Origin of the sequence: Nocardiopsis sp. NPDC050513 (assembly GCF_044457925.1) — a bacterium.
Classification (GTDB): Bacteria; Actinomycetota; Actinomycetes; order Streptosporangiales; family Streptosporangiaceae; genus Nocardiopsis.
The window spans coordinates 108,468-132,398 of record NZ_JBITHK010000015.1 but is presented as its reverse complement, the minus strand read 5'-3'; the positions used below and the strand labels follow the sequence as shown (position 1 = coordinate 132,398).

The 23,931-nt window shown below is 73.0% G+C and carries 22 protein-coding genes; 10 read left to right on the top strand and 12 right to left on the bottom strand.

Features of this window, described 5'->3' with window-relative positions; all coding sequences use genetic code 11:
* Nucleotides 1-12: 12 nt before the first annotated feature.
* Together ACIBFB_RS23490 and ACIBFB_RS23485 are read right to left on the bottom strand one after the other, a co-directional pair.
* Nucleotides 13-954, bottom strand: coding sequence for a hypothetical protein (locus ACIBFB_RS23490; protein ID WP_397233573.1), 942 nt, complete (start codon nt 952-954; stop codon nt 13-15).
* 245 nt (nt 955-1,199) lie between these two features.
* A complete protein-coding gene (locus tag ACIBFB_RS23485) occupies nt 1,200-2,432 on the bottom strand; it encodes a PucR family transcriptional regulator (protein WP_397233571.1) in 1,233 nt (410 codons plus the stop codon).
* A 258-nt stretch (nt 2,433-2,690) separates the two neighbouring features.
* Between ACIBFB_RS23485 and ACIBFB_RS23480 the strand changes: the two genes are divergently transcribed.
* The 5 genes from ACIBFB_RS23480 to ACIBFB_RS23460 all read left to right on the top strand — a co-directional run bounded on the left by ACIBFB_RS23480 (nt 2,691) and on the right by ACIBFB_RS23460 (nt 7,710).
* A complete protein-coding gene (locus ACIBFB_RS23480; protein ID WP_397233568.1) occupies nt 2,691-3,674 on the top strand; it encodes an ACP S-malonyltransferase in 984 nt (327 codons plus the stop codon).
* A 3-nt stretch (nt 3,675-3,677) separates the two neighbouring features.
* Complete coding sequence (locus ACIBFB_RS23475; RefSeq protein WP_397233566.1) at nt 3,678-4,634, top strand: beta-ketoacyl-ACP synthase III; 957 nt, start codon at nt 3,678-3,680, stop codon at nt 4,632-4,634.
* A 95-nt stretch (nt 4,635-4,729) separates the two neighbouring features.
* Entirely contained in the window at nt 4,730-4,969 is a 240-nt protein-coding gene (locus tag ACIBFB_RS23470; RefSeq protein WP_017598397.1) for an acyl carrier protein, read from the top strand.
* A 152-nt stretch (nt 4,970-5,121) separates the two neighbouring features.
* The gene (fabF, locus tag ACIBFB_RS23465) at nt 5,122-6,360 is read left to right on the top strand and encodes a beta-ketoacyl-ACP synthase II (RefSeq protein ID WP_397233563.1); all 1,239 of its coding nucleotides are present in this window, start codon (nt 5,122-5,124) and stop codon (nt 6,358-6,360) included.
* A 171-nt stretch (nt 6,361-6,531) separates the two neighbouring features.
* Entirely contained in the window at nt 6,532-7,710 is a 1,179-nt protein-coding gene (locus ACIBFB_RS23460; RefSeq protein ID WP_397233561.1) for an EAL domain-containing protein, read from the top strand.
* A gap of 73 nt (nt 7,711-7,783) precedes the next feature.
* Here the strand turns inward: ACIBFB_RS23460 and ACIBFB_RS23455 are convergent, their stop codons facing one another.
* The gene (locus tag ACIBFB_RS23455) at nt 7,784-8,734 is read right to left on the bottom strand and encodes an SGNH/GDSL hydrolase family protein (RefSeq protein WP_397233559.1); all 951 of its coding nucleotides are present in this window, start codon (nt 8,732-8,734) and stop codon (nt 7,784-7,786) included.
* A gap of 641 nt (nt 8,735-9,375) precedes the next feature.
* Here ACIBFB_RS23455 and ACIBFB_RS23450 point away from each other — a divergent pair.
* Complete coding sequence (locus tag ACIBFB_RS23450) at nt 9,376-11,658, top strand: hypothetical protein (protein WP_397233557.1); 2,283 nt, start codon at nt 9,376-9,378, stop codon at nt 11,656-11,658.
* A gap of 117 nt (nt 11,659-11,775) precedes the next feature.
* A complete protein-coding gene (locus ACIBFB_RS23445; RefSeq protein ID WP_397233555.1) occupies nt 11,776-12,528 on the top strand; it encodes a DUF2470 domain-containing protein in 753 nt (250 codons plus the stop codon).
* Nucleotides 12,529-12,570: 42 nt separating this feature from the next.
* On the opposite strand, the gene ACIBFB_RS23440 is transcribed toward ACIBFB_RS23445, so the two are convergent.
* Entirely contained in the window at nt 12,571-13,995 is a 1,425-nt protein-coding gene (locus ACIBFB_RS23440) for a PLP-dependent aminotransferase family protein (RefSeq protein ID WP_397233553.1), read from the bottom strand.
* 16 nt (nt 13,996-14,011) lie between these two features.
* Here ACIBFB_RS23440 and ACIBFB_RS23435 point away from each other — a divergent pair, with 16 nt between their 5' ends.
* Nucleotides 14,012-14,905, top strand: coding sequence for a DMT family transporter (locus ACIBFB_RS23435; protein ID WP_397233551.1), 894 nt, complete (start codon nt 14,012-14,014; stop codon nt 14,903-14,905).
* 133 nt (nt 14,906-15,038) lie between these two features.
* On the opposite strand, the gene ACIBFB_RS23430 is transcribed toward ACIBFB_RS23435, so the two are convergent.
* Genes ACIBFB_RS23430 through ACIBFB_RS23395 form a run of 8 tightly spaced genes read right to left on the bottom strand, consistent with a single transcriptional unit; the run spans nt 15,039 to nt 21,685 of the window.
* Nucleotides 15,039-15,419, bottom strand: a complete 381-nt coding sequence (locus ACIBFB_RS23430; protein WP_397233549.1) for a metal-sulfur cluster assembly factor — start codon at nt 15,417-15,419, stop codon at nt 15,039-15,041.
* On the bottom strand, nt 15,416-15,892 hold the full coding sequence (gene sufU / locus ACIBFB_RS23425; RefSeq protein WP_397233547.1) for a Fe-S cluster assembly sulfur transfer protein SufU: 477 nt from the start codon (nt 15,890-15,892) through the stop codon (nt 15,416-15,418). Before sufU ends, ACIBFB_RS23430 begins: the two co-directional genes overlap by 4 nt.
* Before the next feature lie 23 nt (nt 15,893-15,915).
* A complete protein-coding gene (locus ACIBFB_RS23420) occupies nt 15,916-17,214 on the bottom strand; it encodes a cysteine desulfurase (RefSeq protein ID WP_397233545.1) in 1,299 nt (432 codons plus the stop codon).
* A gap of 2 nt (nt 17,215-17,216) precedes the next feature.
* A complete protein-coding gene (gene sufC / locus ACIBFB_RS23415) occupies nt 17,217-17,978 on the bottom strand; it encodes a Fe-S cluster assembly ATPase SufC (RefSeq protein ID WP_397233543.1) in 762 nt (253 codons plus the stop codon).
* A gap of 8 nt (nt 17,979-17,986) precedes the next feature.
* A complete protein-coding gene (locus ACIBFB_RS23410) occupies nt 17,987-18,322 on the bottom strand; it encodes a non-heme iron oxygenase ferredoxin subunit (RefSeq protein WP_397233541.1) in 336 nt (111 codons plus the stop codon).
* Complete coding sequence (gene sufD / locus ACIBFB_RS23405; protein WP_397233539.1) at nt 18,315-19,475, bottom strand: Fe-S cluster assembly protein SufD; 1,161 nt, start codon at nt 19,473-19,475, stop codon at nt 18,315-18,317. Before sufD ends, ACIBFB_RS23410 begins: the two co-directional genes overlap by 8 nt.
* Before the next feature lies 1 nt (nt 19,476).
* Nucleotides 19,477-20,889, bottom strand: a complete 1,413-nt coding sequence (sufB, locus tag ACIBFB_RS23400; protein WP_397233537.1) for a Fe-S cluster assembly protein SufB — start codon at nt 20,887-20,889, stop codon at nt 19,477-19,479.
* 19 nt (nt 20,890-20,908) lie between these two features.
* Nucleotides 20,909-21,685, bottom strand: coding sequence for a helix-turn-helix transcriptional regulator (locus tag ACIBFB_RS23395; RefSeq protein ID WP_397233535.1), 777 nt, complete (start codon nt 21,683-21,685; stop codon nt 20,909-20,911).
* Between the two features lie 310 nt (nt 21,686-21,995).
* Here ACIBFB_RS23395 and ACIBFB_RS23390 point away from each other — a divergent pair, with 310 nt between their 5' ends.
* On the top strand, nt 21,996-22,937 hold the full coding sequence (locus tag ACIBFB_RS23390) for an ABC transporter ATP-binding protein (protein WP_397233532.1): 942 nt from the start codon (nt 21,996-21,998) through the stop codon (nt 22,935-22,937).
* Nucleotides 22,937-23,770 carry an ABC transporter permease gene (locus ACIBFB_RS23385; RefSeq protein WP_397233530.1) on the top strand — a complete coding sequence of 278 codons (834 nt, stop codon included), beginning with the start codon at nt 22,937-22,939 and terminating at the stop codon, nt 23,768-23,770. The genes ACIBFB_RS23390 and ACIBFB_RS23385 overlap by 1 nt, the downstream gene beginning before the upstream one ends.
* Nucleotides 23,771-23,931 lie beyond the last annotated feature (161 nt).

Here is a 23,931-nt window from a genome sequence, read left to right as displayed (position 1 = left end):
CGCCCCGCGCGATCAGGGCTTGGGCGAGCTCGGACGCCGCGTCGACCGCGTGCCGTGGCGGTCCCGGCCGGCGGTCCGCAGCGCACCGCCCCGTTCGATGATGCTCCGCGCCGCGCGGTGCACGATGACCCGCGTCCCGTCCGCGGCCACCCGCGTCCGCTCGGTCCAGATCCCGGCCCCCGAGCGCGATCCGTCCCGGGCGTCCGCCGTGTCCCCCGCGTCCACGCGCGCCGCCCGGTCCCCCGCGGCCGGGGCCGCCGGGCCCGCGTCGCCGGAGTCCGCGCCGACCGGGGCCGCACCGGCCTCCGGAGCCTCCGCGGCGGTCCGCTCGGCGGCCGACGCCGCCTCGGCGCGGCGGCGGTCCCGCTCCTCCCGCCACCGCCGCCAGGCGCGCGCGATCGGCGTGGCGACCGGCCAGGTGACCGCGGCCCGGCGGGACAGGGCGTGCCAGAGGTAGGCGGTGGTGCCCCACGCCTCCATGGCGCGGCGCGCCCGCGTGATGGTGAAGAAGGTGGGCAGCGCCAGCAGCAGCTGCGGCCAGGCCAGAGTGAGGGCGGCCAGGAGCGGGTAGAGGCCGCCGCCCACGAGGGACGCCGCGGCGCCGAGCAGCACCGGGACGAGGGCCAGGCACACCCGCAGGCTGGTGAACTGCCGGAAGCGGTGCAGGGACCGGCGCGCGGAGACCTGCGGGGACAGCCCCTCCGGGAGCGGCGTCGGCTGGACGACCAGGGCGAGGAGCAGCGTCCCCACGCCCACCGAGGAAGCCAGGAGGATCGTCCACCCCGGCGCGGACAGCTCACCCCCGACCAGGAGGTAGACGAGGGCGAGGACCGGGACCGGCGCGGGAACCCAGAAAAGGACCCGTCTGCGCAGCTCGCCCTCCTGTGTGGGCTGGAGTACGGCATCGGTCGCCGTCTCGATCAGCCGGAAGCTCTTCCTCGGTCGCTCGACCACAGCCTTGACCCCCCAAGAACGTCGTGCCGGGGCGGCGCGGGGACCTCGCGTGTGCCCGTCCTCGCGGATCCCACCGGCGTTCCGCCCACCACAAAGTTATCCCTTTCGTGTGGTCCCCGGGCGCACACGGGCAGTTACAGACATACCCGACCGGAGTGAAACATCCATAAGTAGGCAGGTATGGCGGGCAACGATGGGGTTACGAACGGATGCGCGACACGCCGCACGGCCTGGGGACCCCTCCCCTACGCGGCGCCCTCCAGCCGCCCCAGGGCCACGGCGATCCTGAGCACGAACGACCCGCGGCCGTCCGAGGGCGTGTGCCCGGTCAGTTCGGCGATGCGGCTGAGCCGGTACCGGACGGTGTTGGGGTGGACGAACAGCATCCGCGCAGTGGCCTCCAGCGACGACGCGTGCTCCAGGTACACCGACAGTGTGTCCAACAGCGGCGACCCGGCCTTGGCCAGCGGGACGTGGACCTCCTCCACCAGCTGCCGCCGCGCGTCGGCGTCTCCGTGCAACGCGCGCTCGGGCAGCAGGTCGTCGGCGAGCACCGGGCGCGGCGCGTCGGGCCAGGCCACCGCCGCGCGCAGGCCGCTGACCGCCGCCCGCGCCGAGGACCCCGCGGCGCGCAGGTCGGGCACGGCCGGGCCGACCACGACCGGCCCCGGCCCGAACAGCCCCGCCAGGGGCTCCGCCGCGGCGAGGGGCAGCTCCTCCTGCGGGTAGCGGTCGCCGACACCGACCACCACGACCACCCGCGGCCCCTGACGGCCCGCGAGCACGTCGTGCCCGAGGCGCCGGGCGGCCGCGCGCAGGTCGTCCAGGACCTTGGCTCCGCCCTCGCCCTCCGTCTCCCCGGCCACGGCGATGACCGGGGTGTGCGACCAGCCCAGAGCCGACCCCCAGGTCTCCAGGCCCTCCTCCCGGTCGCCGTGCAGCAGCGCGTCGACGATGAGCGCCTCCAGACGGGCGTCCCACGCCCCCCGGGCCTCGGCCGCCCGTGCGTAGACCTTCGCCGAGCTGAACGCCACCTCGCGCGTGTAGCGCAGGACCGCCTCGCGCAGCTGCTGGGCCCCGCCCGGCGCCGCGAGTTCGTCGACCTGGGCCTCGACCACGTCGATGACCACGCGGATCATGTCGACGGTCTGCTGGAGCGACACCGACCGGGTCAGCTCGCGCGGAGCCGTGCCGAAAACCTCGACCGTGATCGCGGGCCGACCGCGCACCGGGTTGCGGAACCAGTCGACGAAGGCCGCCACCCCCGACTGCGCGACCAGGCCGATCCACGACCGGTCCTCGGCCGACATCCTGCGGAACCAGCCGAGCCGCTCGTCCATGCGCGCGACGGCGGCCGTGCCGAGCGCGCCCATGGAGCGCTCCAACCGCCGCACGGTCTCGGCGCGCACGCGGTCCTGCTCGGTCCGGTCCTGTTCCCCGCCGGCGAAGTCCCTGGCATCCTGGTCTTGGGTGTTCACACCTCTAGGTTCGCATCCCGTGACCGGCCCGGGGGCGGGCCGCCCCACGTCAGCGGCGGCCCGGAGCGCGCCGCCGGTGTCCCGCGCCCCAGTTGGCGCGCCCCTCCGGCCGCCCCGGAGTGATCTCTCACACTCCACGCGCACCTGCGGTTCCGCGGTCTCGACTACCGTTTTGTGGAGGGCCTACAAACGACCCCGAGGGAACTTCGTGTCCCTCCCCCTCTGACTGGTGAACTCCCACAGGGCAAGGTTGATGACGTGCTTGTAATCGTTGCTCCAGGCCAAGGCGCCCAGGTCCCCGGTTTCCTCTCCCCGTGGCTCGAACTGTCCGGTGTCCCCGAACAGCTCGCCGCGTGGTCCGAGGTCACGGGTCTCGACCTGGTCCGCTACGGCACCGAGGCCGACGCGGACGAGATCCGCGACACGGCCGTCGCCCAGCCGTTGCTGGTCAGCGCCGGTCTGGTGGCCGCCTCCGCCATCCTGGGCACACTGACCACGCCCTCCCCGGCGCTGCCGGCCGACCGCGCCCTCGTGGACGCCGTCGCCGGTCACAGCGTGGGCGAGTTCACCGCCGCGGCGGTGGCCGGGGTGCTGTCCCCCCATGACGCCCTGGCCCTGGTCGCCGAGCGCGGCCGGGGGATGGCCGACGCCGCCGCGCGCACCGAGACCGGCATGACCGCCGTCCTCGGGGGGGTGCGCGAGGAGGTGCTCGAGGCGATCGCGGACGCCGGGCTGACCCCCGCCAACGACAACGGATCGGGGCAGATCGTGGCCGCCGGGACCACCGGGCAGCTCGCCGCGTTCGCGGAGGCCCCGCCCGCCCGCGCACGGCTGCGCCCCCTCTCCGTCGCCGGCGCGTTCCACACCGAGCACATGGCCCCCGCCGTGGAGCGCGTCCGCGCGGCCGCCGCCCCCCTGTCCCCCCAGGACCCCACGGTCCGGTTGCTGTCCAACACCGACGGCGCCGTCGTCGAGCGCGGATCGGAGTACCTCGACCGCCTCGTCTCCCAGATCTCCTCGCCCGTCCGCTGGGACTCCTGCACCCAGACCCTGGCCGACCTGGGCGTGACCGCCCTGATCGAGCTGACCCCGGCCGGCACCCTCACGGGTCTGGCCAAGCGGGCGCTGCGCGGGATCGAACTGCTCGCGGTGAAGACGCCGGACGACATCGACCGCGCCACCGCCCTCATCAAGGAGCACGCCGGGGTCAGCGCCCCGGCGGGCGCCGACCAGGAAGGCTGAGACATGTTCAACACCCCGAGTGCTCCCGCGGGCGCGGCCATCGTCGCCTTCGGTGAGTACCAGCCCTCGCGGGTCGTGACCAACGCCGACCTGGAGGCCCGGGTCGAGACCACGGACGAGTGGATCCGCAGCCGCGTCGGCATCGAGGAGCGCCGCGTCGCCGGTCCCGACGACACCGTGGCGAGCATGGGCGTGGCCGCGGGCGGCAAGGCGCTGGCGGCCAGCGGGCTGTCCCCCGACGACATCGACCTGGTGGTCGTCGCCACGTGCACCGCCACCGACCAGATCCCCAACACCGCCGCGACGGTCGCCGCGCGCCTGGGCATCACCGCCCCGGGGGCCTTCGACGTCAACGCCGCCTGCGCGGGCTTCTGCTACGCGCTCGGCGTCGCCTCGGACGCGGTGCGCGCCGGGAGCGCCCGCAACGTGCTCGTGGTCGGCTCGGAGAAGCTCAGCGAGTGGGTGGACTGGGACGACCGGTCCACCTGTGTGATCTTCGCCGACGGCGCGGGCGCCGTCGTGGTCTCCGCGGCCGAGGAGCACGGCATCGGCCCCGTGGTCTGGGGCTCGGACGGCGACCGCGCCGACAAGATCTACCTGCGCGACCACAAGTACCTCCACCAGGAGGGTCAGGCGGTCTTCCGCTGGACCACCACGGAGCTGTACAAGGTCGCGCTGGAGGCCCTCGACAGGGCCGGGGTGGAACCCGGTGAGCTGACCGCGTTCGTGCCGCACCAGGCCAATCTGCGCATCGTGGAGTCGATCGCGCGGAAGCTGGGTGCGCCACAGGCACTCGTGGCCCGCGATATCGTCACCGCTGGCAACACCTCTTCCGCGTCCATTCCCCTCGCGCTCTCGCGCATGGTCGGACGCGGAGAACTGCCCTCGGGGAGCACCGTGCTCACCCTGGGCTTCGGGGCGGGACTGGTGTACGCCGCTCAGGTGATCCGCATCCCCTGATCCCGCACCCCCGGCCCGCGGCACTCCGCACGAGCCGGCCCCGCACAGCGCGGGACGCCCCCCGGAACAGAACGTCAAGCAAGGAGACACACGACATGGCCCACAGCGAGCAGGAGATCCTGACCGGCCTCGGCGAGATCATCGAGGAGATCGTCGGCACCGAGCCCTCCGAGGTCACCCCGGAGAAGAGCTTCGTCGACGACCTGGACATCGACTCGCTGTCCATGGTGGAGATCGCCGTCGCCGCCCAGGACAAGTTCGGCGTCGAGATCCCCGACGACCAGCTCAAGGACCTGAAGACGGTCCAGGACGTCATCACCTTCATCCAGAAGTAGCGTCCCCGGGGCGCCGGGGCCGGGGACACCGGCCCCGGCGGCCCCGTCCGCGAACCCGGTCGGCCGCGCGCCGCCCGGCCCCGTCCAGACATCCGCCAACGCCTCCCGGTTCCCCGCGTCCGGGTACGATCTACGAGAAGGGCGATCGGATCATGTCCAAGACCGATGTCGTCGTCACCGGCCTCGGTGCCACCACCCCCCTCGGGGGTGACGTCGCGACCACATGGTCCGCGCTCCTCGACGGCCGGTCCGGTGTCACCATGCTCGACCCCGACTGGCACGAGACGCTCCCGGTGCACTTCGCCGGGCGCATCGCGCAGGAACCCTCCGAGAAGCTTCCCCGCCCGAGGCTGCGCAGGCTCGACCGCACCCAGCAGTTCGCCCTGATCGCCGCCGAGGAGGCCTGGGCCGACGCGGGCAGCCCCGAGGTCGACCCCGTCCGCCTCGGTGTCGTCGTCTCCAGCGGCATCGGGGGCATCCTCACCATCCTCGAGCAGTACGACACCTTCCGCGAGAAGGGCTGGAAGCGGGTTTCCCCGTTCACCGTGCCCATGCTCATGCCCAACAGCCCCGCCGCCGCGGTCTCCCTGGAGTACGGTGCCCGCGCCGGTGCGCACGCCCCGGTCAGCGCCTGCGCGTCCAGTGCCGAGGCCATCGCCAACGCGGTCGACATGATCCGCGACGGCCGCGCCGACATCGTCATCGCCGGAGGCACCGAGGCGGCGATCCACCCGCTCAACATCGCCTCGTTCGCGTCCATGCGCGCCCTGTCCACCCGCAACGACGACCCGCAGGGCGCCTCCCGCCCGTGGGACAAGGACCGCGACGGGTTCGTCATGGGCGAGGGCGCCGGGATCATCGTCCTGGAGTCCGCCGAGCACGCCGCCAGCCGCGGCGCCCGCGTGTACGCGCACGCCGCCGGTGTGGGCTACACCGCCGACTCCTACGACATCGTCCAGCCCGACCCCGAGGGCGCGGGTCAGGCCCGGGCGATCAACCTGGCCCTGGCCGACGGCGGTCTGACGCCGGACGACATCGTGCACGTCAACGCGCACGCCACGTCGACGCCCGCCGGCGACGTCGGCGAGACCCGCGCGATCCGCTCCGCCCTGGGCGACAGCGCCACGGACCGCGTCGCGGTGACCTCGACCAAGTCGATGACCGGCCACCTGCTGGGCGGCGCCGGCGCCGTGGAGTCGATCGCCACGGTCCTGGCGCTGCACGACGGCCGCATCCCGCCGACGATCAACATCGAGGAGCTCGACCCGGAGGTCGTCGTGGACATCGTCCGCGACAAGCCCCGGGACATGCCCGCCGGCGACGTGGCGGCCATCAACGAGTCCTTCGGTTTCGGCGGGCACAACGTCGCCCTGGCGTTCCGCCGCGCCTGAGCCGGCTCTCGGGCGTCACTTCCGGGCGCCACGGCACCGCCGTGGCGCCCGTTCTCCGTGTCCGGAACAGGTGACCGCGCGTGACCTGCTGGGACTTCGCGCAGGTGAAGGTCTGCTGAACAGCGGCTCACAAGCCTTCTGCCGGAGTTCCGGCCCCGTCACCATGGGAACGTGACTGTCCAATCGCCCCAGCATCTCGCAGAGAGCCCCCGTACCGACAGGAGCCGTCCGGCCGCCCGGCGTCCCTCCGGCTCCGTGACCTACCGGCCCGTCGTGGACCTCGACTCCGGGGCCATCGTGGCGGTCGAGGTCGTCACGTCCCTGCCGCCCGCCGGCCGGGACGGCGTCGACGAGGTGACCGACCGGGAACAGGTCGTGGTCGCCGAATGGCTGCTGGCACTGGTCAAGGAGGCGGCGAGCACCGAGAGCCTGCTCCCGCTCGTCCTGCCCCTTCCCGCGCGGACGCTGACCGCGGGCGACGCGTTCGTCTCTCTGGTCGACAGCCGGCTCCGCCAGGCGGGCCGGCGCCCGCGAGACATCACCTTCATGCTCACCGCGGACCTGGCCGACCTGCCCGGCAGAACCGTCGCCTCCGGTGTGGCGCGGCTGCGGGCCGCCGGGTTCCGCTGCGGCTTCGGCACCGCGTTGATCCGCCCGGACCTGATCCTGGAGACCACGCCGTTCCTCGTCCGGCTGGACCCCACGATCGTGTCCGGGGTCTCCTCCGACCAGCGGCGGACCACCATCGTCGAGGGGTTGGCCCGCATCGGCCGGGGCAGCGGGGTCTACGCGATGGCGGCGGGCGTCTCCAGCGCCGAGGACGTCGTCCGGCTGCGCCGCTGCGGCCTGCGCGTGGGGACCGGCGACTTCTTCGCCGACAGCGACTGGCGGCCGGGCGAACGCGTCACGCCCGTGCCCGAACCCGTGACGACCGACCAGGACCCCGGCGACGCCGGGCCGCAGATCACCGAGTTCATGCTCCCGCCCGTGGGCTTCGACGCCGACTCCACCGCCGAGGAGATCCTCGACGCGTTCACCGGCGATCCGGCGCTCAACAGCGTCATCCTCATCGACCACCGGGACCGCCCGCTGGGCGTCATCGACCGCACGCGGTTCCTGCTGTCGGTGACCGGCCGGTACGGGCACGCGCTGCACGCCAAGCGGCCCTCGATGCGGCTGGCGGAGTCGCCGCGGACCGTGCCCGCGTGGATGTCGGCGATCGCCGCGCTGCGCGTGGCCGGGCAGGACAACGCGCGCGTCTACGAGGACCTGGTCGCCGTCAACTCCTACGGTCAGGTCGCGGGCGTGGTCCACGTGTCCGACCTGATCCAGTCGCTCTCGCGCAGCTGAGCCGGATCCGCGCCGCCCCGGCGGCGGGCCGGGGCGGGCGTCGCGCGGCGGGGTGTGCGTCCGCGGCGCGCCCCTAGTGGCTGGGCGCGGGGCCCTTGGTGCCCGACGGGCTGCTGGTCGGCACGCCCTCGTCGACGGCCTCGAAGCCGCCGCGCTCCACGACCGCCTCGATGGCGCGCGCCATCCGCTCGCGGGTGGCCTCGTCGTGCAGGTAGTCCAGCGTGGGCCGTTTGGGCAGGCGGCCGTCGCCGGAGGACCGGCCCAGGGCACGGCGGCGCAGCCACGGCACCAGGTACTGGCGGGCCCAGCGGCGGTTCTCCCGGCGGCGCAGGATGCGCGGCAGCTGCTGGGGCGGGGTGCTCCACGGGTCGGTCCAGGACTCGCGGGGGCCCATCGGGAAGCCGAGCAGGTCGGCGATGCGGGCCGCGACGATCCGGTGCCCGGCGCCGTTGAGGTGGAGGCGGTCGTCGCTCCAGGCACGGGAGTCGGTGAGGGCGTTGAGCGCCCACAGGTCCACGATCTCGGTGCCGGTGCGCTCGGCGACGGCGCGCATGTGCATGCTGAACACGGCGATGCGGCCGCGGTAGTAGCGCAGGACGGGGATCCACCCGGTGTCGTGGCCGGACAGGATCACGACGCGGATCCCGGCGTCGCGCAGCTTCCGGATGCCCGCCTCGAACTGCTCGGCGAGGTCGTCGAGGTCGCCGCCGGGCCGCAGCACGTCGTTGCCGCCCGCCAGGACGGTCACCAGGTCCGGCTTCCACTCCAGGGTCCGGTCGAGCTGTTCGCCGAAGATGTGCCGCATCCGGCGGCCGCGCACGGCGAGGTTCGCGTAGCGGAAGTCGGGTGTGTAGGAGCCGAGGTGCTCCGCGAGGCGATCGGCGAAGCCTCGGTACCCGCCGTTCGGTCCGCTGTCGTCTTCCATCCCCTCGGTGATGCTGTCGCCGATCGCGACGTAGGACCGGATGGCGTCCGGTCTTCTCGCGCGCGCGGCGGCTGGGGGATTCGTCTCTACGTCAGTCACGTCAACCAATCGTCCGGCTCGACCGCCCCGCGCGCGCGTTGCGCCGAGGGCGCGCGGGATACGGAAGTCTGGCAGGGGCCGCGATGCCGCCGCCCCGATCCGAACACCGTCGACCCCGGGCCGACCGCTGGGCGGCCTCCCGACCGAAGGGCGTTCGGACGAGGACAGTGCCCGACCAGCATACCCGTGACCGCCGTCAGCACGCCGGAACGGGGAGGGTCCGGGACGGGTCGGACACCCTGGTCCGGCCGGGTCCCCCGGACGGTCCGCGCACCGCGGCCCCGGCCCCGTCGGCCCTCCGCCACCCCCCGAGGGCTATGAGGTGGCTCACATCGGCGCGGTCCGCCGTGTCCGCGACGGCCCTCGTCACGGTCCCGGCACGGCCGGGCCACAGCCGGGCCGGGCCAGACCGGGACGTCCCGGGGGTACCCATGTGGCTCCCGGCCACGTACGATCTCCGTCAAGTACTCGCGGCGCCCCCGTCCCCCGGCACGCCGTGCCCACTCACGGCACAACCGACCGGCCCCACCGGTCCGGACCACCGTGGGTGAGGGGCGCGTACTGTGGTGCACCGAACCGAAGGCCCGTGCGGTTCCTCCCCAATTCACGTGCAGTCACCAGGAGGTCGAGGTCCCCAGCGGATGAACGCCGTCTCCCCGATCTGCCTCGTCGACCTCGCTCCCGCCCTGCGGTGGTCGCGGTCGCCGGACGTGGCACCGCTGCTCCACCACGACCGGCTCATCGACGGCTGGTGGCACTCGCTGCCCGTGGCGCGCGTGCTCGACATCGCCGGACCGCCCTGGCTCGCCCACGGCATCGCCCGACTGGCCACCGAGCAGTGGGCGCACGTCCCGCTCGGCGAGTTCCTCCCGAGCCTGCGCACCCAACCGGTGGACTGCGCCGACCTGGCCGAGCCGGTACGCGGCGCGGTCTCGGCGACCGCGGGCGACTGGGAGCACCTCATCTCCGCCAGCCCCCAGGAGATCCGGGAGTGGCCGATCCCCGGCTGCGGCGTCCTCGACATCGTCAGCACGGTGGCCTGGCGGGCCCTCCAGCCCTGCTGCGAACTGCCCAGCGGCCCCACGCCCTCCCCCGCGCTGATGCAGGAGGCCGTACGCACGGTCGCGCACTGGCTGCCGGACTCCGCCCCCGAACACGTGCGCAGCGCGCTGGAGTACCTCACCGCGGCGACGGGCGTGGCCGACGGGTCGGGGGCCTTCGAGGGCGCCGGGCTCGACCCGACGCCTCCGCAGACTCCGGCGACCCGGGCCATCCGCACGCTCCGGGCCCTGCGCGCCCAACGCGCCGAGGACCAGTTCGCCCCGGAGGCCGCCGCGGTCGGACAGGGTTCCGCCCCGACCGGCATGGTCAGCTCCGCCGCGATGATCCCGGGCGGCGCCCAGAGCGCCGAGACCGTCGCCGGTTCCACGGGCACCGAGGGGTTCGGCGACCTGCGCTCGCAGTTCCGCAGCTCCCTGCTGGGCCCCGGACGCACGCTGCGCCGACCCTCCTTCGGTCCGCCCAAGGCGATGCGCTCCGAGCCCGTGGAGGAGGAGCCGCCCGCGCCGGCCCTGGGCGAGCACCCGCTGGTCGACCTGGTCGACGGCCTGTTCCGCTCCTGGCCCGATCTGGAGCGCACGGTGGCCGCGGAGCGGCTCTTCGCGACCGATCCGATCAGCATCCGCGTGCTCTCCGAGCAGATCGCGGTGGACGTCACCGAGATCCGCGCGGCCCAACGCCGGGTCGAGGAACGCCTGCTGCGGTGGCTCAACTCCCCCGAGGGCGCGCCGATCACCAAGCACCTGCGCGAACTGTCCGAGCAGCTGGGTTCGGCCACCACCATCGACCGGCTGATCAACGCCCATGCCGACCACGCCGTGAACGTTCCCACGCTGCACACACCGCTGTGGCGGGTGGTCATCACCCTGTTCACCGACCGCCGGATGCACAACGGCTGGCTGATCGCCGACGACCCCAACCGTCTGCGCTGGCAGACCCGCGAACTGCTGACCGACGCCCCGAGCCTCACCGACGCGGGCCTGCGCCTGGGGCAGATCGGCATCCGCCAGCAGGAGCTGCGGGCCTGGTTGCTGAGCACCCCCGGGGTGAGCCTGAAGGACGGACACGTGTTCGTCGACCCGTCGGTGCCGATGGAGGCGCCCTCGAACGACCCGTCGGGCGGTTCCGGCGCCCGGACCGAGAACGGGCTGCCCATCCGGCGCCGTCCCGAAGGGCAGGCGGGCCCCGCTCCCGAGGAGGTCCCCGCCGCACCGTCGCCGGAGATCCACCACAGACCCGCCCCTCCCCCGACCCCGCACCGCGCCGACCCCGTGCCCTCCGGCCCGGTCCCAGCCGTTCCCCCGCCCTCCCCGGCGGCACCCGTCGTCCCGGGCGATCCGGCGATGGCGGCGCGGTGCTTCCGCGCCCCGGACGGGCGCTGGTGGCACCGGGTCGACATCACCGCCGACCACCTCAACGGCGCTCCCGTGGCGGTCCCGGCGGGGTACGCGACGCATCTGGGCCTCCAGCCGGGCCGTCTGCTGTGCCTGACCGCCCCCGGCGCGGACCTGCTCGTGCTCGTGTGGCGCGACCAGCCCGCGTTCGACTCCCTGCGTCCGCTGCTGCGCCGGCAGGCCGCCCAGCCCGGCGACCGGATGTTCATCACCGTCGCCGGCGACCGGCTCGACGCGCGCAAGCTTCCGTCGACCGACCTGAGCGGCTACTCCCCCGCCGGGCGTGCCCTGCACCTGAGCGGGTACACCGCGCACGCCTCCACCGAGGAGTCGCTGCGGATCCTGGCCCGTCGGATCAGCGACGACGAGTCCGCCCTCGCCGACCCCCAGGCGCTCATCGACCGGTTCGAGCTGCGCGGGGACGCCGACATCGCCGGAGAGCTGCGCGCCGGGCTGTTCGCCGCCCGCTGACCGTCCACGCCGCCGAGGCCCCCGGGTGCGCCCGGGGGCCTTCGCGCGTCCAGGGCACCCCGGACTACCGCCCACCGCGCAGTTGCATGTAGGTTAGCCTTACCTAAGAGAGATGAGATGATCCTCATGCGCGCGTCCCGCCGTGCCCTGGAGCCGTCCCCCGCCGAACGCGCACGTTCGGTCCTGGCCCGTCCCAACCCCGCGACCGTGACGACCGCCGACCTGTCGGTGGACCTGCCGGCCCCTGTCTGCCACACCGGACCGGGCGACGAGGTCACGCTGCTGGTCCCGGACGGCCATCCGGTCCTGGACGAGGTCGGAGCGGGGTCCCTGGACGCGACCGTCGAGTTCATCGACGTCGCCCCGCTGGACCTGCGCGACCCCACCCGCTCCCTGCTGTGGATCAGCGGCTCGCTGAGCGTCCCGGACCCGGACGAGGCCCGCGAGCGCGCGCTGAACATCCTGGCCGCGGACCCGGACGAGCGCCTCCTCGACCTCGGCCACGGGGCCACCATGGTCGTCATGGCGCCCTACCTGATCGTGCACTCCGCCCAGGACGGCTGCCACCTGCTCCACCCCGGCGAGTTCGGGCGCGCCCACCGCGACCCGTTCGGCCGCTGGGAGGGGCCGTGGCTGCGCCACCTGGAGGAGGACCACTCCGACCTCCTGTACGCGCTCCTGGACCGGTGCGCCGCCCCGCTTCCGGACGGCCGCCCCCGCCCGCTGGGCGTGGACCGCTTCGGCCTGCTGCTGCGCCTGGAGTCCGACGACGGCGACCACGACGTGCGCATCCCGTTCCGCCGCCCGGCGCGCACCCCGCACGACGTCGCCCACGAGGTCCACGTCCTGGCCGGTATCGCCCGCCGCTGAGCGGGGTCGCGGGTCGCGCCCGCGATCGGAGCACGGGCGCGGTCAGCGCAGCACCCCGGCGAGCAGCCGCACCCCCTCGTCGATCTCGTGGGCTCCCGCCGTGGCCGCGAAGCTGAGCCGCAGGTGCGGTCCCGGCGGTTCGGCCGGGAAGTAGACGTGGCCCGGGGCCACGGCGACCCCCGACCGGAGCGCCTCGGCGACGACTCCGCGCTCGTCCGCCCCCTCGGGCAGCGGGAGCCACAGGTGGTAGCCGCCGCGCCGCGAGACCGGCTGCTCCAGCCAGGGCAGCTCCCGGAGCAGGGCGGCCCCCATCGCGGAGCGGCGCTCGGACAGGCCCGCGGCGAGCGCGCGCAGGTGGCGGTGCCAGGCGGGGGAACCGACCAGTTCCAGGGCGGCCTCCTGGAGGGGGCGGGGCACGAAGAAGCTGTCGACCACCTGGATGGCGCGCAGGCGGCGCAGCACCGGCCCCCGGGCCGCCAGGGCGCCCACCCGCAGGCTCGGCGAGGTGGCCTTGGTCAGCGAACAGACGTGCACGACCGTGCCGTGCTCGTCGTCGGCCGCCAGCGGCGGCGGCAGGGACCCGGCGTCGGCGTGGGCCAGACGCCGCGCGAAGTCGTCCTCCACGACGAACGCTCCCGCCTCACGCGCGATCCGCAGGACCCGCGACCTGCGTTCGGGAGCGAGCACCGCGCCCGTGGGGTTGTGGAAGAGCGGCTGGCAGACGAGCACGCGCGCGCCGGTGGCGCGGAAGGCCCCCTCCAGCAGCTCCGTGCGCAGACCGTCGGCGTCCACGGGCACGGGAACCGGGCGCACCCCGGAGGCACGCGCCACGGCCAGGAGCCCCGCGTAGGTCGGCGACTCCACCAGGACGGACCCGCCGGGCGGGGCGAGGGCGCGCAGCGCGGTGGTGAGCGCGCTCTGCCCTCCCGCCGTGATCAGGACGTGCGAGGCGTCCAGGTGTCCGGTGGGACCGGTGATCTCGCGCGCGAACCAGCCGCGCAGCTCCTCGATCCCCCCGATCGGGGGCTGCTCCCACACGCCCGGACGGCGGGCGGCGCCCGCCAGGGCGGAGGCCAGCGCCCGGTCGGGCCGGAGCGAGGGGTGCGGGTAGCCGCCCTGGAAGGAGATCGTGCCCGGCGGCGGCGCGGCGAGCGTCGCCAGGACCCCGGCGTCCTCGACGGAGCGGGGCACGGAACCGCGGGCCCCGGTCGCGGTCTCCGCGCTGAGCGCGACCTCCTGCCACGAGGTGTCCCCGCCGGGCCGGACCGGGGCGGACCGCTCGGCCCGGAAGGCTCCCGCTCCGGGCCGGGTGACGAGCACCCCCTCGGCGGCCAGCTGGGCGACGGCACGCGAGACGGTCACCGGCCCCACGCCGTACCGTTCCACCAGCGCACGGCTCGACGGCAGCTTCTCCCCGGGCTGGTAGCGCTCGAAGTCGCGACGCAGCGATGCGACGAGAACGCCCATACTGCTACTCTCATTCATGAGAGTACAGAATAGCGCTATCGTTGGGAATCCGGTAGCGGTCCGCACGGGAACCACGCTCGCCGCCCTGGGGGTGCTCAGCTTCTCGTTCAGTCTTCCGGCTACGGCCTGGGCGTTGGACGGGTTCGGTCCCTGGACCGTGACGGCCGTGCGCTGCGCCCTGGCCGGACTGCTGGCCGCCGTGGCGCTACGCGTGGCACGGGTACCGCTACCCGACCGTCGGCAGATCGCGCCGATCCTGGTCGTGGCCCTGGGATGCGTGGTGCTCTTCCCGCTGCTGAGCACGCTCGCCCTCCAGACCACCTCCACCGGCAACGCCGCGGTCGTCGTGGGCGCCATGCCCATCGCCACCGCCGCCTACGCCGCCGTGCGCACGGGCGTGCGCCACTCCCCCGTGTTCTGGGCGGCCGCGGTGACCGGGACCGCCGTGGTCGTCGCGTTCACGTTCCTGCGCAGCGGCGGGGTTCCCTCGACCGGGGACCTGTACATGATCGGCGCGGTCGTGGGCGGCGCCGCCGGGTACGCGGAGGGCGGACGTCTGGCCGCGCGGACACCCGGGTGGCGGGTCATCGCCTGGGCGCTGGTGTTCTCGCTGCCGGTGTTCGTCCCGGCGTCCGCGCTCGCCCTGGCGTTGGAACCGGCCCACCCCACCCCGACGGCGGTGACCGGTCTGGCCTACCTCGTGCTCGTCAGCCAGTTCGCCGGATTCGTGGCCTGGTACGGCGGGATGGCGATCATCGGTGTGGCCCGGGGCAGCCAACTCCAGCTCGCCCAGCCCGTGCTCACCCTGTCGTGGGCGGTGCTGCTGCTGGGCGAGCCCCTCACCCCCAGCGCTCCGATCGCCGCCGTCGCCGTGCTGGCGTGCATCATCGTCACCCAGAGAGTGCGGTAGGCGAACGCGGGGCGGGCCGGAACCCCCAGGGGTCCCGGCCCGCCCCGTCGCCCGCCACCGGCCGAGGTCCGCCTCGCGGGAGGGGCGGCCCTCCCCCGACGGACGCCTGCGGCGCGGTGTCTCCTACGGAACGTCAGACGTTGAAGCCCAGCATGCGGAGCTGGTCCCGCCCGTCGTCGGTGATCTTGTCCGGACCCCACGGCGGCATCCAGACCCAGTTGATCCTCACCTCGCGCTCGAACTCGTCCAGGGCGCTGGTGGCCTGGTCCTCGATCACGTCGGTCAGCGGGCACGCCGCGCTGGTCAGGGTCATGTCCAGGGTGATGACGTCGTCGTCGGCGCTCACCCCGTACAGCAGCCCCAGGTCCACGACGTTGACGCCCAGCTCGGGGTCGATCACGTCCTTGAGCGCTTCGCCGATCTCCTCGACCAGCTGCTCCGCCTCGGGGGACAGGGGCGCGGCGGCCTCGGAGCCCTCGGCGGCCCCGGCCTTCGCCGTCTCGTTCTCGCTCATCGGGCGCCTTCCTTCTCCAGGGACTTCGACACAGCGTCCTTCCAGGCCATCCACCCCAGCAGGGCACACTTGACCCGTGCCGGGTACTTCGACACGCCGGCGAACGCCACCGCGTCCTCCAGCACGTCCTCGTCGGGCTCGCCCCGGCCCCTGGACTGCATCAGCTCGGTGAAGGCGTCCAGGGTCGCCATGCCCTCGGCGACCGTGCGCCCGATCAGCAGGTCGGTGAGCACCGAGGTGCTGGCCTGGCTGATCGAGCAGCCCATCCCCTCGTAGGAGACGTCGCTGACGATCGCCTTCTCGTCGAGGGCCGACCCGTCCGCGGGGGTCAGCGCCACCCGGAGCGTCACCTCGTCCCCGCAGGTGGGGTTGATGTGGTGCGACTCCGCGTTGTGCGGGTCCCGCAGCCCCTTGTGGTGGGGGTTGCGGTAGTGGTCCAGGATGATCTCCTGGTACATCGCGTCCAGCTGCATGGTCAGGCTGTTCCTCGCTCGCTTCAGGGCCGGGTTCCGAAGAACCGCTGCGCGTCCTGGATCGCCGACACGAGCGCGTCCACGTCCTCCAGGGTGTTGTAGAGGTAGAACGACGCGCGTGTGGTCGCGGGGATGCCGAGCTTGCGGTGCAGCGGCCAGGCGCAGTGGTGGCCCACCCGCACCTCCACTCCCCGGTCGTCCAGGACCTGGCCCAGGTCGTGGGGGTGGATGCCGTCCACGACGAACGACACCGCGCTCCCGCGGTCCACGGCCTCGGCGGGACCGACGATCCGCACCCCCTCGACGGCGCCCACGCGCTCCAGCGCGTACGCCGTGAGCCGGTGCTCGTGCTCGGCCACCCGGTCCATGCCCACCTCGGTGAGGTAGTCGCAGGCCGCGGCCAGGGCGACCGCCTGCGGCGCCATGGGCACCCCGGCCTCGAACCGCTGCGGCGGCTCGGCCCACGTGGAGTACTCCATGTGCACGACGCCGATCATGGACCCGCCGGTGATGAACGGCGGCATGGCCTCCAGCAGCTCCCGCCGGGCCCACAGGACGCCGATCCCGTTGGGACCGAGCATCTTGTGCCCGGAGAAGGCCAGGAAGTCCACGCCCAGCTCGGCGACGTCCACCGGCATGTGCGGGACCGACTGGCAGGCGTCCAGCAGCACCAGCGCGCCGACCTCGCGGGCGCGGGCGACGATGGGCGCCACCGGGTTGACCGTCCCCAGCACGTTGGACTGGTGGGCGAAGGCCACCATGCGGGTGCGCTCGTTGACCAGGCCGTCCAGGTCGGACAGGTCGAGGCGCCCCTCCTCGGTGACCGGGAACCACCGCAGCGTCGCGCCGGTGCGCTGGCACAGCTGCTGCCAGGGCACCAGGTTGGCGTGGTGCTCCATCTCGGTGACGACGATCTCGTCCCCGGGCCCCACCTGGAAGCGGCGGAGCCCGTCGTCGGCCGTGGCCGCGTTGCTCATCGCGTAGGCGACGAGGTTGATCGCCTCGGTGGCGTTCTTGGTGAACACCACCTCGCCGGGGGCCGCCCCGACGAACCGGGCGATGGTCTCCCGGGCGGCCTCGTAGGCGTCGGTCGCCTCCTCCGCGAGCTGGTGGGCGCCGCGGTGCACGGCCGCGTTGTGGCGCTCGTAGAACTCGCGTTCGGCGTCCAGTACCCGTCTCGGTTTCTGGGAGGTCGCCCCTGAGTCGAGGTACACCAGAGGGCGCCCGTCACGGACGGTCCGGGAGAGGATCTCGAAGTCCTTCCGGATCGCCTGGGTGTCGAGCGGGCCCGTCCCGGGCCGACCGAACTCGCGGAGGGTCACGGTTACGCGCCCGCCTTCACGAACCGCTCGTAGCCGTCGGCCTCCAGCGCGTCGGCCAGCTCCGGGCCGCCGGACTCGGCGACGCGGCCGTTGGCGAAGACGTGGACGAAGTCCGGCTTCACGTAGTTGAGGATGCGGGTGTAGTGCGTGATGAGCATGACGCCCATCTCGCCGCCGGCCTTGGCGCGGTTGACGCCCTCGGACACGACCTTGAGCGCGTCGACGTCGAGGCCGGAGTCGGTCTCGTCGAGGATGGCGACCTTGGGCTTGAGCAGCTCCAGCTGGAGGATCTCGTGGCGCTTCTTCTCACCGCCGGAGAAGCCCTCGTTGACGCCGCGGGCGGCGAACGCCGGGTCGATGGACAGGTCCTTCATCGCGCCCTGGAGCTCCTTGGAGAACTGGCGGAGCTTGGGGGCCTCGCCCCGCACCGCGGTCACGGAGCTGCGCAGGAAGTTGGACATGGACACGCCCGGGACCTCGACCGGGTACTGCATGGCCAGGAACACACCGGCGCGGGCGCGCTCGTCGACGCTCATCTCCAGGATGTTCTCGCCGTCGACCAGGACCTCGCCCTCGGTGATCTCGTAGCGCGGGTGGCCGGCGATCGCGTAGGCGAGGGTGGACTTGCCGGAGCCGTTGGGGCCCATGATGGCGTGGGTCTCACCGGAGTTGATGGTCAGGTCGACGCCCTTGAGGATCTCCTGCCGCTCGTCCTCTCCGATCAGGACGTCGGCGCGCAGACCGCGGATCTCGAACTTCGTCATATCAGGCCTCAGGAATTCTTCTCATCCAGCGACACGAGCACGTCGTCGCCGTCGATCTTCACGTCGTAGGTGGGGACCGGCTGGGTGGCGGGCGGGTTGATCGGCGCCCCCGAGCTCAGGTCGAAGCAGGAGCCGTGCAGCCAGCACTCGATGGTGCCGTCCTCGACCTCGCCCTCCGACAGGCGGACCTCGGCGTGCGAGCACACGTCCCGCACGGCGTAGACCACGCCCTCGGAGCGGACCAGGGCGACCGGGGTCCGGTCGTCGATCTCGACCCCCAGAGCCCCCTCCTCGGGGATCTCGGCGAGCTCGGCGACCTTCACCCACTGCTTGGTCTCACTCATGGGCGGCCAGCTTCCGCTCGACCTTGGCCATGATCTCGTCGCGCAGGTCCTCGACCGGGATCCGGTTGATGAGCTCCAGGAAGTAGCCGCGGATGACCAGGCGGCGCGCCTCGTCCTCCGGGATGCCGCGCGAACGCAGGTAGAACAGGTGGATGTCGTCGAGGCGACCGCTGGCGGCGGCGTGGCCGGCGCCCTCCACCTCACCGGTGAAGATCTCCAGGTTCGGCACCGAGTCCACGCGGGTGTCGTCGGTGAGCTGGAGGTTGCGGTTGTGCTCGTAGGAGTCCGTGCCGGTGGTGCCCTCGCCGATGATCACGTCACCGATCCAGACACCGTGCGCGTCCTTGCCGCTCAGCGCGCCCTTGTACTCCACGCGGGAGCGGGTGTGCGAGAGGTTGTGGTCGATCAGCGAGCGGTGCTCGTGGTGCTGGCCGTCCCCGGTGAAGTACAGGCCGTGCAGCTCGGCGTTGCCGCCGCGCCCGGTGTAGGCCACCTTCGGGGAGAGCCGGACCAGGTCGCCGCCCAGCGTGATGACGATCGACTTGAACGTGGCGTCCTTGGCGACCTGGGCGTTGTGCTGGGTGACGTCGACGGCGTCGCCGTCCCAGTCCTGCACGCTGACCAGCGTGAGCCGGGCGCCCTCGCCGACGTGGACGTCCACACTGCCCGCGCGCACGCCGCCGCCGGTCTGGTTGAGGACGACGACCGCCTCGGCCAGCGGCTTGACGTCGATGACGTACTGGTCGAAGCGCGTCCCGCCCTGCGCCTGGCGCTCGATGGCCACGTGCCGGTCCAGGGCCTTGCCCTGGGCGACGGTGACGACCGTGGCCTCTTCGAAGGAGGAGTGGGCCTGGGCGACCACGCGGTCCGCGGGGCGGCCGGCCGTGCCGATCCGGGAGTCGTCGCGGCCGACGCGCTCCACCGTGACGCCCTCGGGGGCGTCGATGTCGAGCTTGTCGGCTCCGTCGGCCACGGCACTGCCGTCGTGCAGGCCCCTGAGCCGGCGGATCGGGGTGAACCGCCACTCCTCCTCACGACCGGTCGGGACGGGGAAGTCGTTCACGTCGAAGGACCCGTGGGTGGCCAACTTGGAGAACGGGATGTCCCCGAGACCGTGACTGTGGGCCTTGGGTTCGATGCTCGGGCTGGTCAACTTAACCAACCGCTCCTTCCATCTGAAGCTCGATCAGCCGGTTCAGTTCCAGCGCGTACTCCATGGGCAGCTCGCGCGCGATGGGCTCGACGAACCCGCGCACGATCATGGCCATGGCCTCGTCCTCGTCCATCCCCCGGCTCATGAGGTAGAACAGCTGGTCCTCGCTGACCTTGGAGACGGTCGCCTCATGCGCGAGCTCTGCGTCGTCCTCGCGCAGGTCGTTGTAGGGGTAGGTGTCCGAGCGGCTGATCGTGTCGATCAGCAGCGCGTCGCACTTGACCGAGGACTTGGCGTGGTCGGCGCCCTCCTGCACCTGCACCAGACCCCGGTAGGAGGCGCGGCCCCCGCCGCGTGCCACCGACTTGGAGATGATGGTGGAGGAGGTGTTGGGCGCGCAGTGCACCATCTTGGAGCCGGTGTCCTGGTGCTGGCCCTCGCCCGCGAACGCGATCGACAGGGTCTCGCCCTTGGCGTGCTCGCCCATGAGGTAGACGGCCGGGTACTTCATGGTGACCTGGGAGCCGATGTTGCCGTCGATCCACTCCATGGTGGCGCCCTCTTCGGCGATGGCGCGCTTGGTGACCAGGTTGAAGACGTTGTTCGACCAGTTCTGGATGGTCGTGTACCGGCAGCGCGCGTTCTTCTTGACGATGATCTCGACGACCGCGGAGTGCAGCGAGTCCGACTTGTAGATCGGTGCGGTGCAGCCCTCGACGTAGTGGACGTAGGCGCCCTCGTCGACGATGATCAGCGTCCGCTCGAACTGGCCCATGTTCTCGGTGTTGATCCGGAAGTAGGCCTGGAGCGGGATCTCCACGTGCACGTTCTTGGGAACGTAGATGAAGGACCCGCCGCTCCACACGGCGGTGTTCAGCGCGGCGAACTTGTTGTCGCCGGGCGGGATCACCGAGCCGAAGTACTCCTCGAAGATCTCCGGGTGCTCCTTGAGAGCGGTGTCGGTGTCCAGGAAGATGACACCCTGCTCCTCCAGGTCCTCACGGATCTGGTGGTAGACGACCTCGGACTCGTACTGCGCGGCGACACCGGCGACGAGGCGCTGCTTCTCGGCCTCGGGGATGCCCAGCTTGTCGTAGGTGTTCTTGATGTCCTCGGGCAGCTCCTCCCAGGAGGTCGCCTGCTTCTCCGTGGACCGCACGAAGTACTTGATCTTGTCGAAGTCGATCCCGGACAGGTCCGCGCCCCAGTTGGGCATGGGCTTCTTGTCGAAGAGCCGCAAAGACTTGAGGCGGAGCTTGGTCATCCACTCCGGCTCGTCCTTCTTGTCGGAGATGTCGCGAACGACCTCTTCGTTGAGACCGCGACGGGCCTTCGACCCGGCCTCGTCGGAGTCGGCCCAGCCGTACTCGTAGTTGCCGAGCCCTTCGAGCTCGGGGTGCGCGATAGACGTCATGCGCGGACTCCTCCTGGACTCAGACGTCCTTGTGGTGTTCCGAGCCGCCCGCCCCCTGGCGGGCGGCGTTGGTCGCGGGGGTGCCGTCTCCCCCGCTCGCCCCGTCCCCCCGAGGGGTGACGTGCGTGGTGCAGACACCGTCGCCGTGGGCGATGGTGGCCAGCCGGCGCACCGGGGTGCCCAGAAGCCGCGAGAAGGCCTCGATCTCGGCCTCGCAGAGCTGCGGGAACTCGGCGGCGACGTGGGCGACGGGGCAGTGGTGCTGGCACAGTTGGTCGCCGCCCCCGGGTGCGGGCGCCCGGCCCGCGGTGGCGGCGTAACCGTCGTTGGACAGTGCCTCGGCCAGGAGCCGGACGCGCTGTTCGGGAGGAACCGCGTCCAGCAGTGGCCTGTAGCGCCTCTCCAGGTCGGCGACCTGACGCTGGGCGAACTCGCCGACGGCCTCGGGGCCGGCGGTCTCCGCGAGGAAGCGGAGCGCGCTGGAGGCGAGGTCGTCGTAGGCGTGGACGAAGGCGTCCCGCCCGGCCTCGGTGATGGCGAAGACACGCGCCGGGCGACCCCTGCGCCGGCGTCCGCCGACGGGTCGTGCGTCGCGGGCCTCGACCATGCCCTCGCTGGTCAGGTTGTCGAGGTGGCGGCGGATGGCCGCCGGGGTGAGCCCGAGCCGTTCCCCCAGGGAGGAGGCGGTGATCGGACCCTGTTCGAGAATGAGCCGCGCGACCCGGGCACGGGTGCCGTTCTCGGCCCCGCGGTCGGGGCCGGACATCGGGCGGGGCACACTGGTCGCGTCGGGCACAGCGCTCCCCTCCCTTCTCCGGACGCCGCTCGTGTTTTTGACAACATCAGTGTGGCCTAAATAAGTCCGCGTAGGCAAACCCGCATTCATGCGCTTCGTCACGAAGGTCAGCCTTGCCTAACTGCGCATTCATCCAGGGGCCATCGGCCGGTCACAACGCCGACCGGCCGAAGAACAGTCCGTTGTCCCACATTCCGGGACGCCGCGCCGCCATGTGGACACCCCTGCCCGAGCCCTCCCGGCACCCGCCCCGAACCCCGCTCCCGGGCCGGTGCCCCGCCCCACCGGGCCGCACGTAGACTCAGGGCCCATGGACACAGCCGCGGTCGAGGTCGTCGACCTGGTCAAGCGCTACGGCGCCACCACCGCAGTCGCCGACCTCACGTTCACCGCGCGCAGGGGCGCGGTCACCGCGCTGCTCGGCCCCAACGGCGCGGGCAAGACGAGCACCATCGAGATCTGCGAGGGGTTCCGCCGTGCCGACGGCGGGCGGGTGCGCGTGCTGGGCCTGGACCCGGTCGCCGACGCCGCCGCGCTCAAGCCCCGCGTCGGGGTGATGCCCCAGTCCGGCGGCGTGCCCACCGGCGCCCGCGCGGGCGAGTGGCTGCGCCTGATGGCCTCCTTCCACGCCCGTCCGATCGACCCCGGCCTCCTGCTGGAGCGCCTCGGCCTGACCTCCGCCGCCGCGACCCCGTTCCGCCGCCTGTCCGGCGGCCAGCAGCAGCGCCTGTCCCTGGCCTGCGCCGTGGTCGGCCGCCCCGAACTGGTCTTCCTCGACGAGCCGACCGCCGGGCTGGACCCGCAGGCGCGGATGGCCACCTGGGATCTGGTGGCCGCCCTGCGCGCCGCCGGGGTCGCGGTGATCCTCACCACCCACCACATGGACGAGGCCGAGCGGCTCGCCGACCACGTGATCGTCGTCGACCGCGGCTCCGTGGTCGCGGAGGGGAGCCCCCGCGAGCTGACCGGCGACCGCCGCGAGGTGCGCTTCTCGGCCGCCGCGCCCCTGGACACCGAGGCCCTGCGGGCCGCCCTGCCCGAGGGCGGCCGGGTCGGGTCCGCGACCGCCGTCGGCGGCGGCCGGGAGTACGTGGTCACCACCGACGACCCCGACGCCCTGGGCCCGGAGTTCCTGGCCACGGTGACCGCCTGGTGCGCCTCGGCCGGCATCCTCGCCGAGGACCTGCGCGTGCGGCGGCGTACCCTCGAAGACGTCTTCCTCGAACTCACCGGCCGGGAACTGCGCGACTGATGACCGAGCACACCTCCAGCACTCCCACGGCCGTTCCCGTCGGCCGCACCGCCGACGGCGACGCCGACCTGTTCCGCCCCGATCCGCAGGCCGCCCCGGCCTGGCGGATGGTCACCGCGCAGGCGGGGATGGAGCTGCGGATCATGCTGCGGCACGGCGAGCAGTTCCTGCTGACCATGGTCATCCCGGTCCTGCTGCTGGTGGGGTTCAGCCTCACCTCCGTCCTGGACGTGGGCGGGGGCTCCCGCGTGGACGCCCTGACGCCCGGCGTGCTGGCGCTGGCGGTCATGTCGACCTCGTTCACCGGCCTGGCCATCGGAACGGGCTTCGAGCGGCGCTACGGGGTGCTCAAGCGCCTGGGCGCGACCCCGCTCCCGCGGTTCGGACTGCTGGCCGCCAAGACCCTGGCCGTGCTCGGCGTCCAGGCGATCCAGATCGCGGTGCTGTCCTCCGCGGCCCTGCTGCTGGGCTGGTCGCCCTCGCTCGCCCCGGTCGGCGCCGTGGCCGCGCTGGCCCTCCTGCTGCTGGCCACGGCCGCGTTCAGCTCGCTCGCGCTGCTGATGGCGGGGACCCTGCGCGCCGAGGCCACGCTGGCCGGGGCCAACCTGGTGTACGTGCTCATGCTGGGGCTGGGCGGGGTGCTCTTCCCGACCAGCAGCTTCCCCGGACCGGTCGAGCAGACGGTGGCGGCGCTGCCGATCACCGCGCTCACCTCGGGGCTGCGGGCGGTGCTGGTCGACGGGTCGCTGCCCGGCGCGGCCCCCTTCGCGGTCCTGGCCGTGTGGACCGCCGTGGCCGGGCTGCTGGCGAGCCGCCTGTTCCGCTGGGAGTAGCAGTGTTCGTCTTGGTCCTCCGCTTCGCTTCGGACCGTGTTCGGGCGCCCCGAAGGCAGGGATTCTTCCTCCTCGGCTACGCCTATCGCTCGTTCCTCGCTACGCGGCTTGCCTCGTCGTGCAGAACCCTGCCGGCGCCCGAACGGTAACCCCCTGGGGTG

Excerpts from the sequence above, each read along its gene's own strand:
- ACIBFB_RS23475 (WP_397233566.1), top strand. The coding sequence starts at position 3,678 with ATGTTCAACACCCCGAGTGCTCCCGCGGGCGCGGCCATCGTCGCCTTC.
- ACIBFB_RS23470 (WP_017598397.1), top strand. The coding sequence starts at position 4,730 with ATGGCCCACAGCGAGCAGGAGATCCTGACCGGCCTCGGCGAGATCATC.
- fabF (WP_397233563.1), top strand. The coding sequence starts at position 5,122 with ATGTCCAAGACCGATGTCGTCGTCACCGGCCTCGGTGCCACCACCCCC.
- ACIBFB_RS23450 (WP_397233557.1), top strand. The coding sequence starts at position 9,376 with ATGAACGCCGTCTCCCCGATCTGCCTCGTCGACCTCGCTCCCGCCCTG.
- ACIBFB_RS23445 (WP_397233555.1), top strand. The coding sequence starts at position 11,776 with ATGATCCTCATGCGCGCGTCCCGCCGTGCCCTGGAGCCGTCCCCCGCC.
- ACIBFB_RS23440 (WP_397233553.1), bottom strand. The coding sequence starts at position 13,995 with ATGGGCGTTCTCGTCGCATCGCTGCGTCGCGACTTCGAGCGCTACCAG.
- ACIBFB_RS23435 (WP_397233551.1), top strand. The coding sequence starts at position 14,012 with ATGAGAGTACAGAATAGCGCTATCGTTGGGAATCCGGTAGCGGTCCGC.
- ACIBFB_RS23430 (WP_397233549.1), bottom strand. The coding sequence starts at position 15,419 with ATGAGCGAGAACGAGACGGCGAAGGCCGGGGCCGCCGAGGGCTCCGAG.
- sufU (WP_397233547.1), bottom strand. The coding sequence starts at position 15,892 with ATGCAGCTGGACGCGATGTACCAGGAGATCATCCTGGACCACTACCGC.
- sufC (WP_397233543.1), bottom strand. The coding sequence starts at position 17,978 with ATGACGAAGTTCGAGATCCGCGGTCTGCGCGCCGACGTCCTGATCGGA.
- ACIBFB_RS23410 (WP_397233541.1), bottom strand. The coding sequence starts at position 18,322 with ATGAGTGAGACCAAGCAGTGGGTGAAGGTCGCCGAGCTCGCCGAGATC.
- sufB (WP_397233537.1), bottom strand. The coding sequence starts at position 20,889 with ATGACGTCTATCGCGCACCCCGAGCTCGAAGGGCTCGGCAACTACGAG.
- ACIBFB_RS23390 (WP_397233532.1), top strand. The coding sequence starts at position 21,996 with ATGGACACAGCCGCGGTCGAGGTCGTCGACCTGGTCAAGCGCTACGGC.
- ACIBFB_RS23385 (WP_397233530.1), top strand. The coding sequence starts at position 22,937 with ATGACCGAGCACACCTCCAGCACTCCCACGGCCGTTCCCGTCGGCCGC.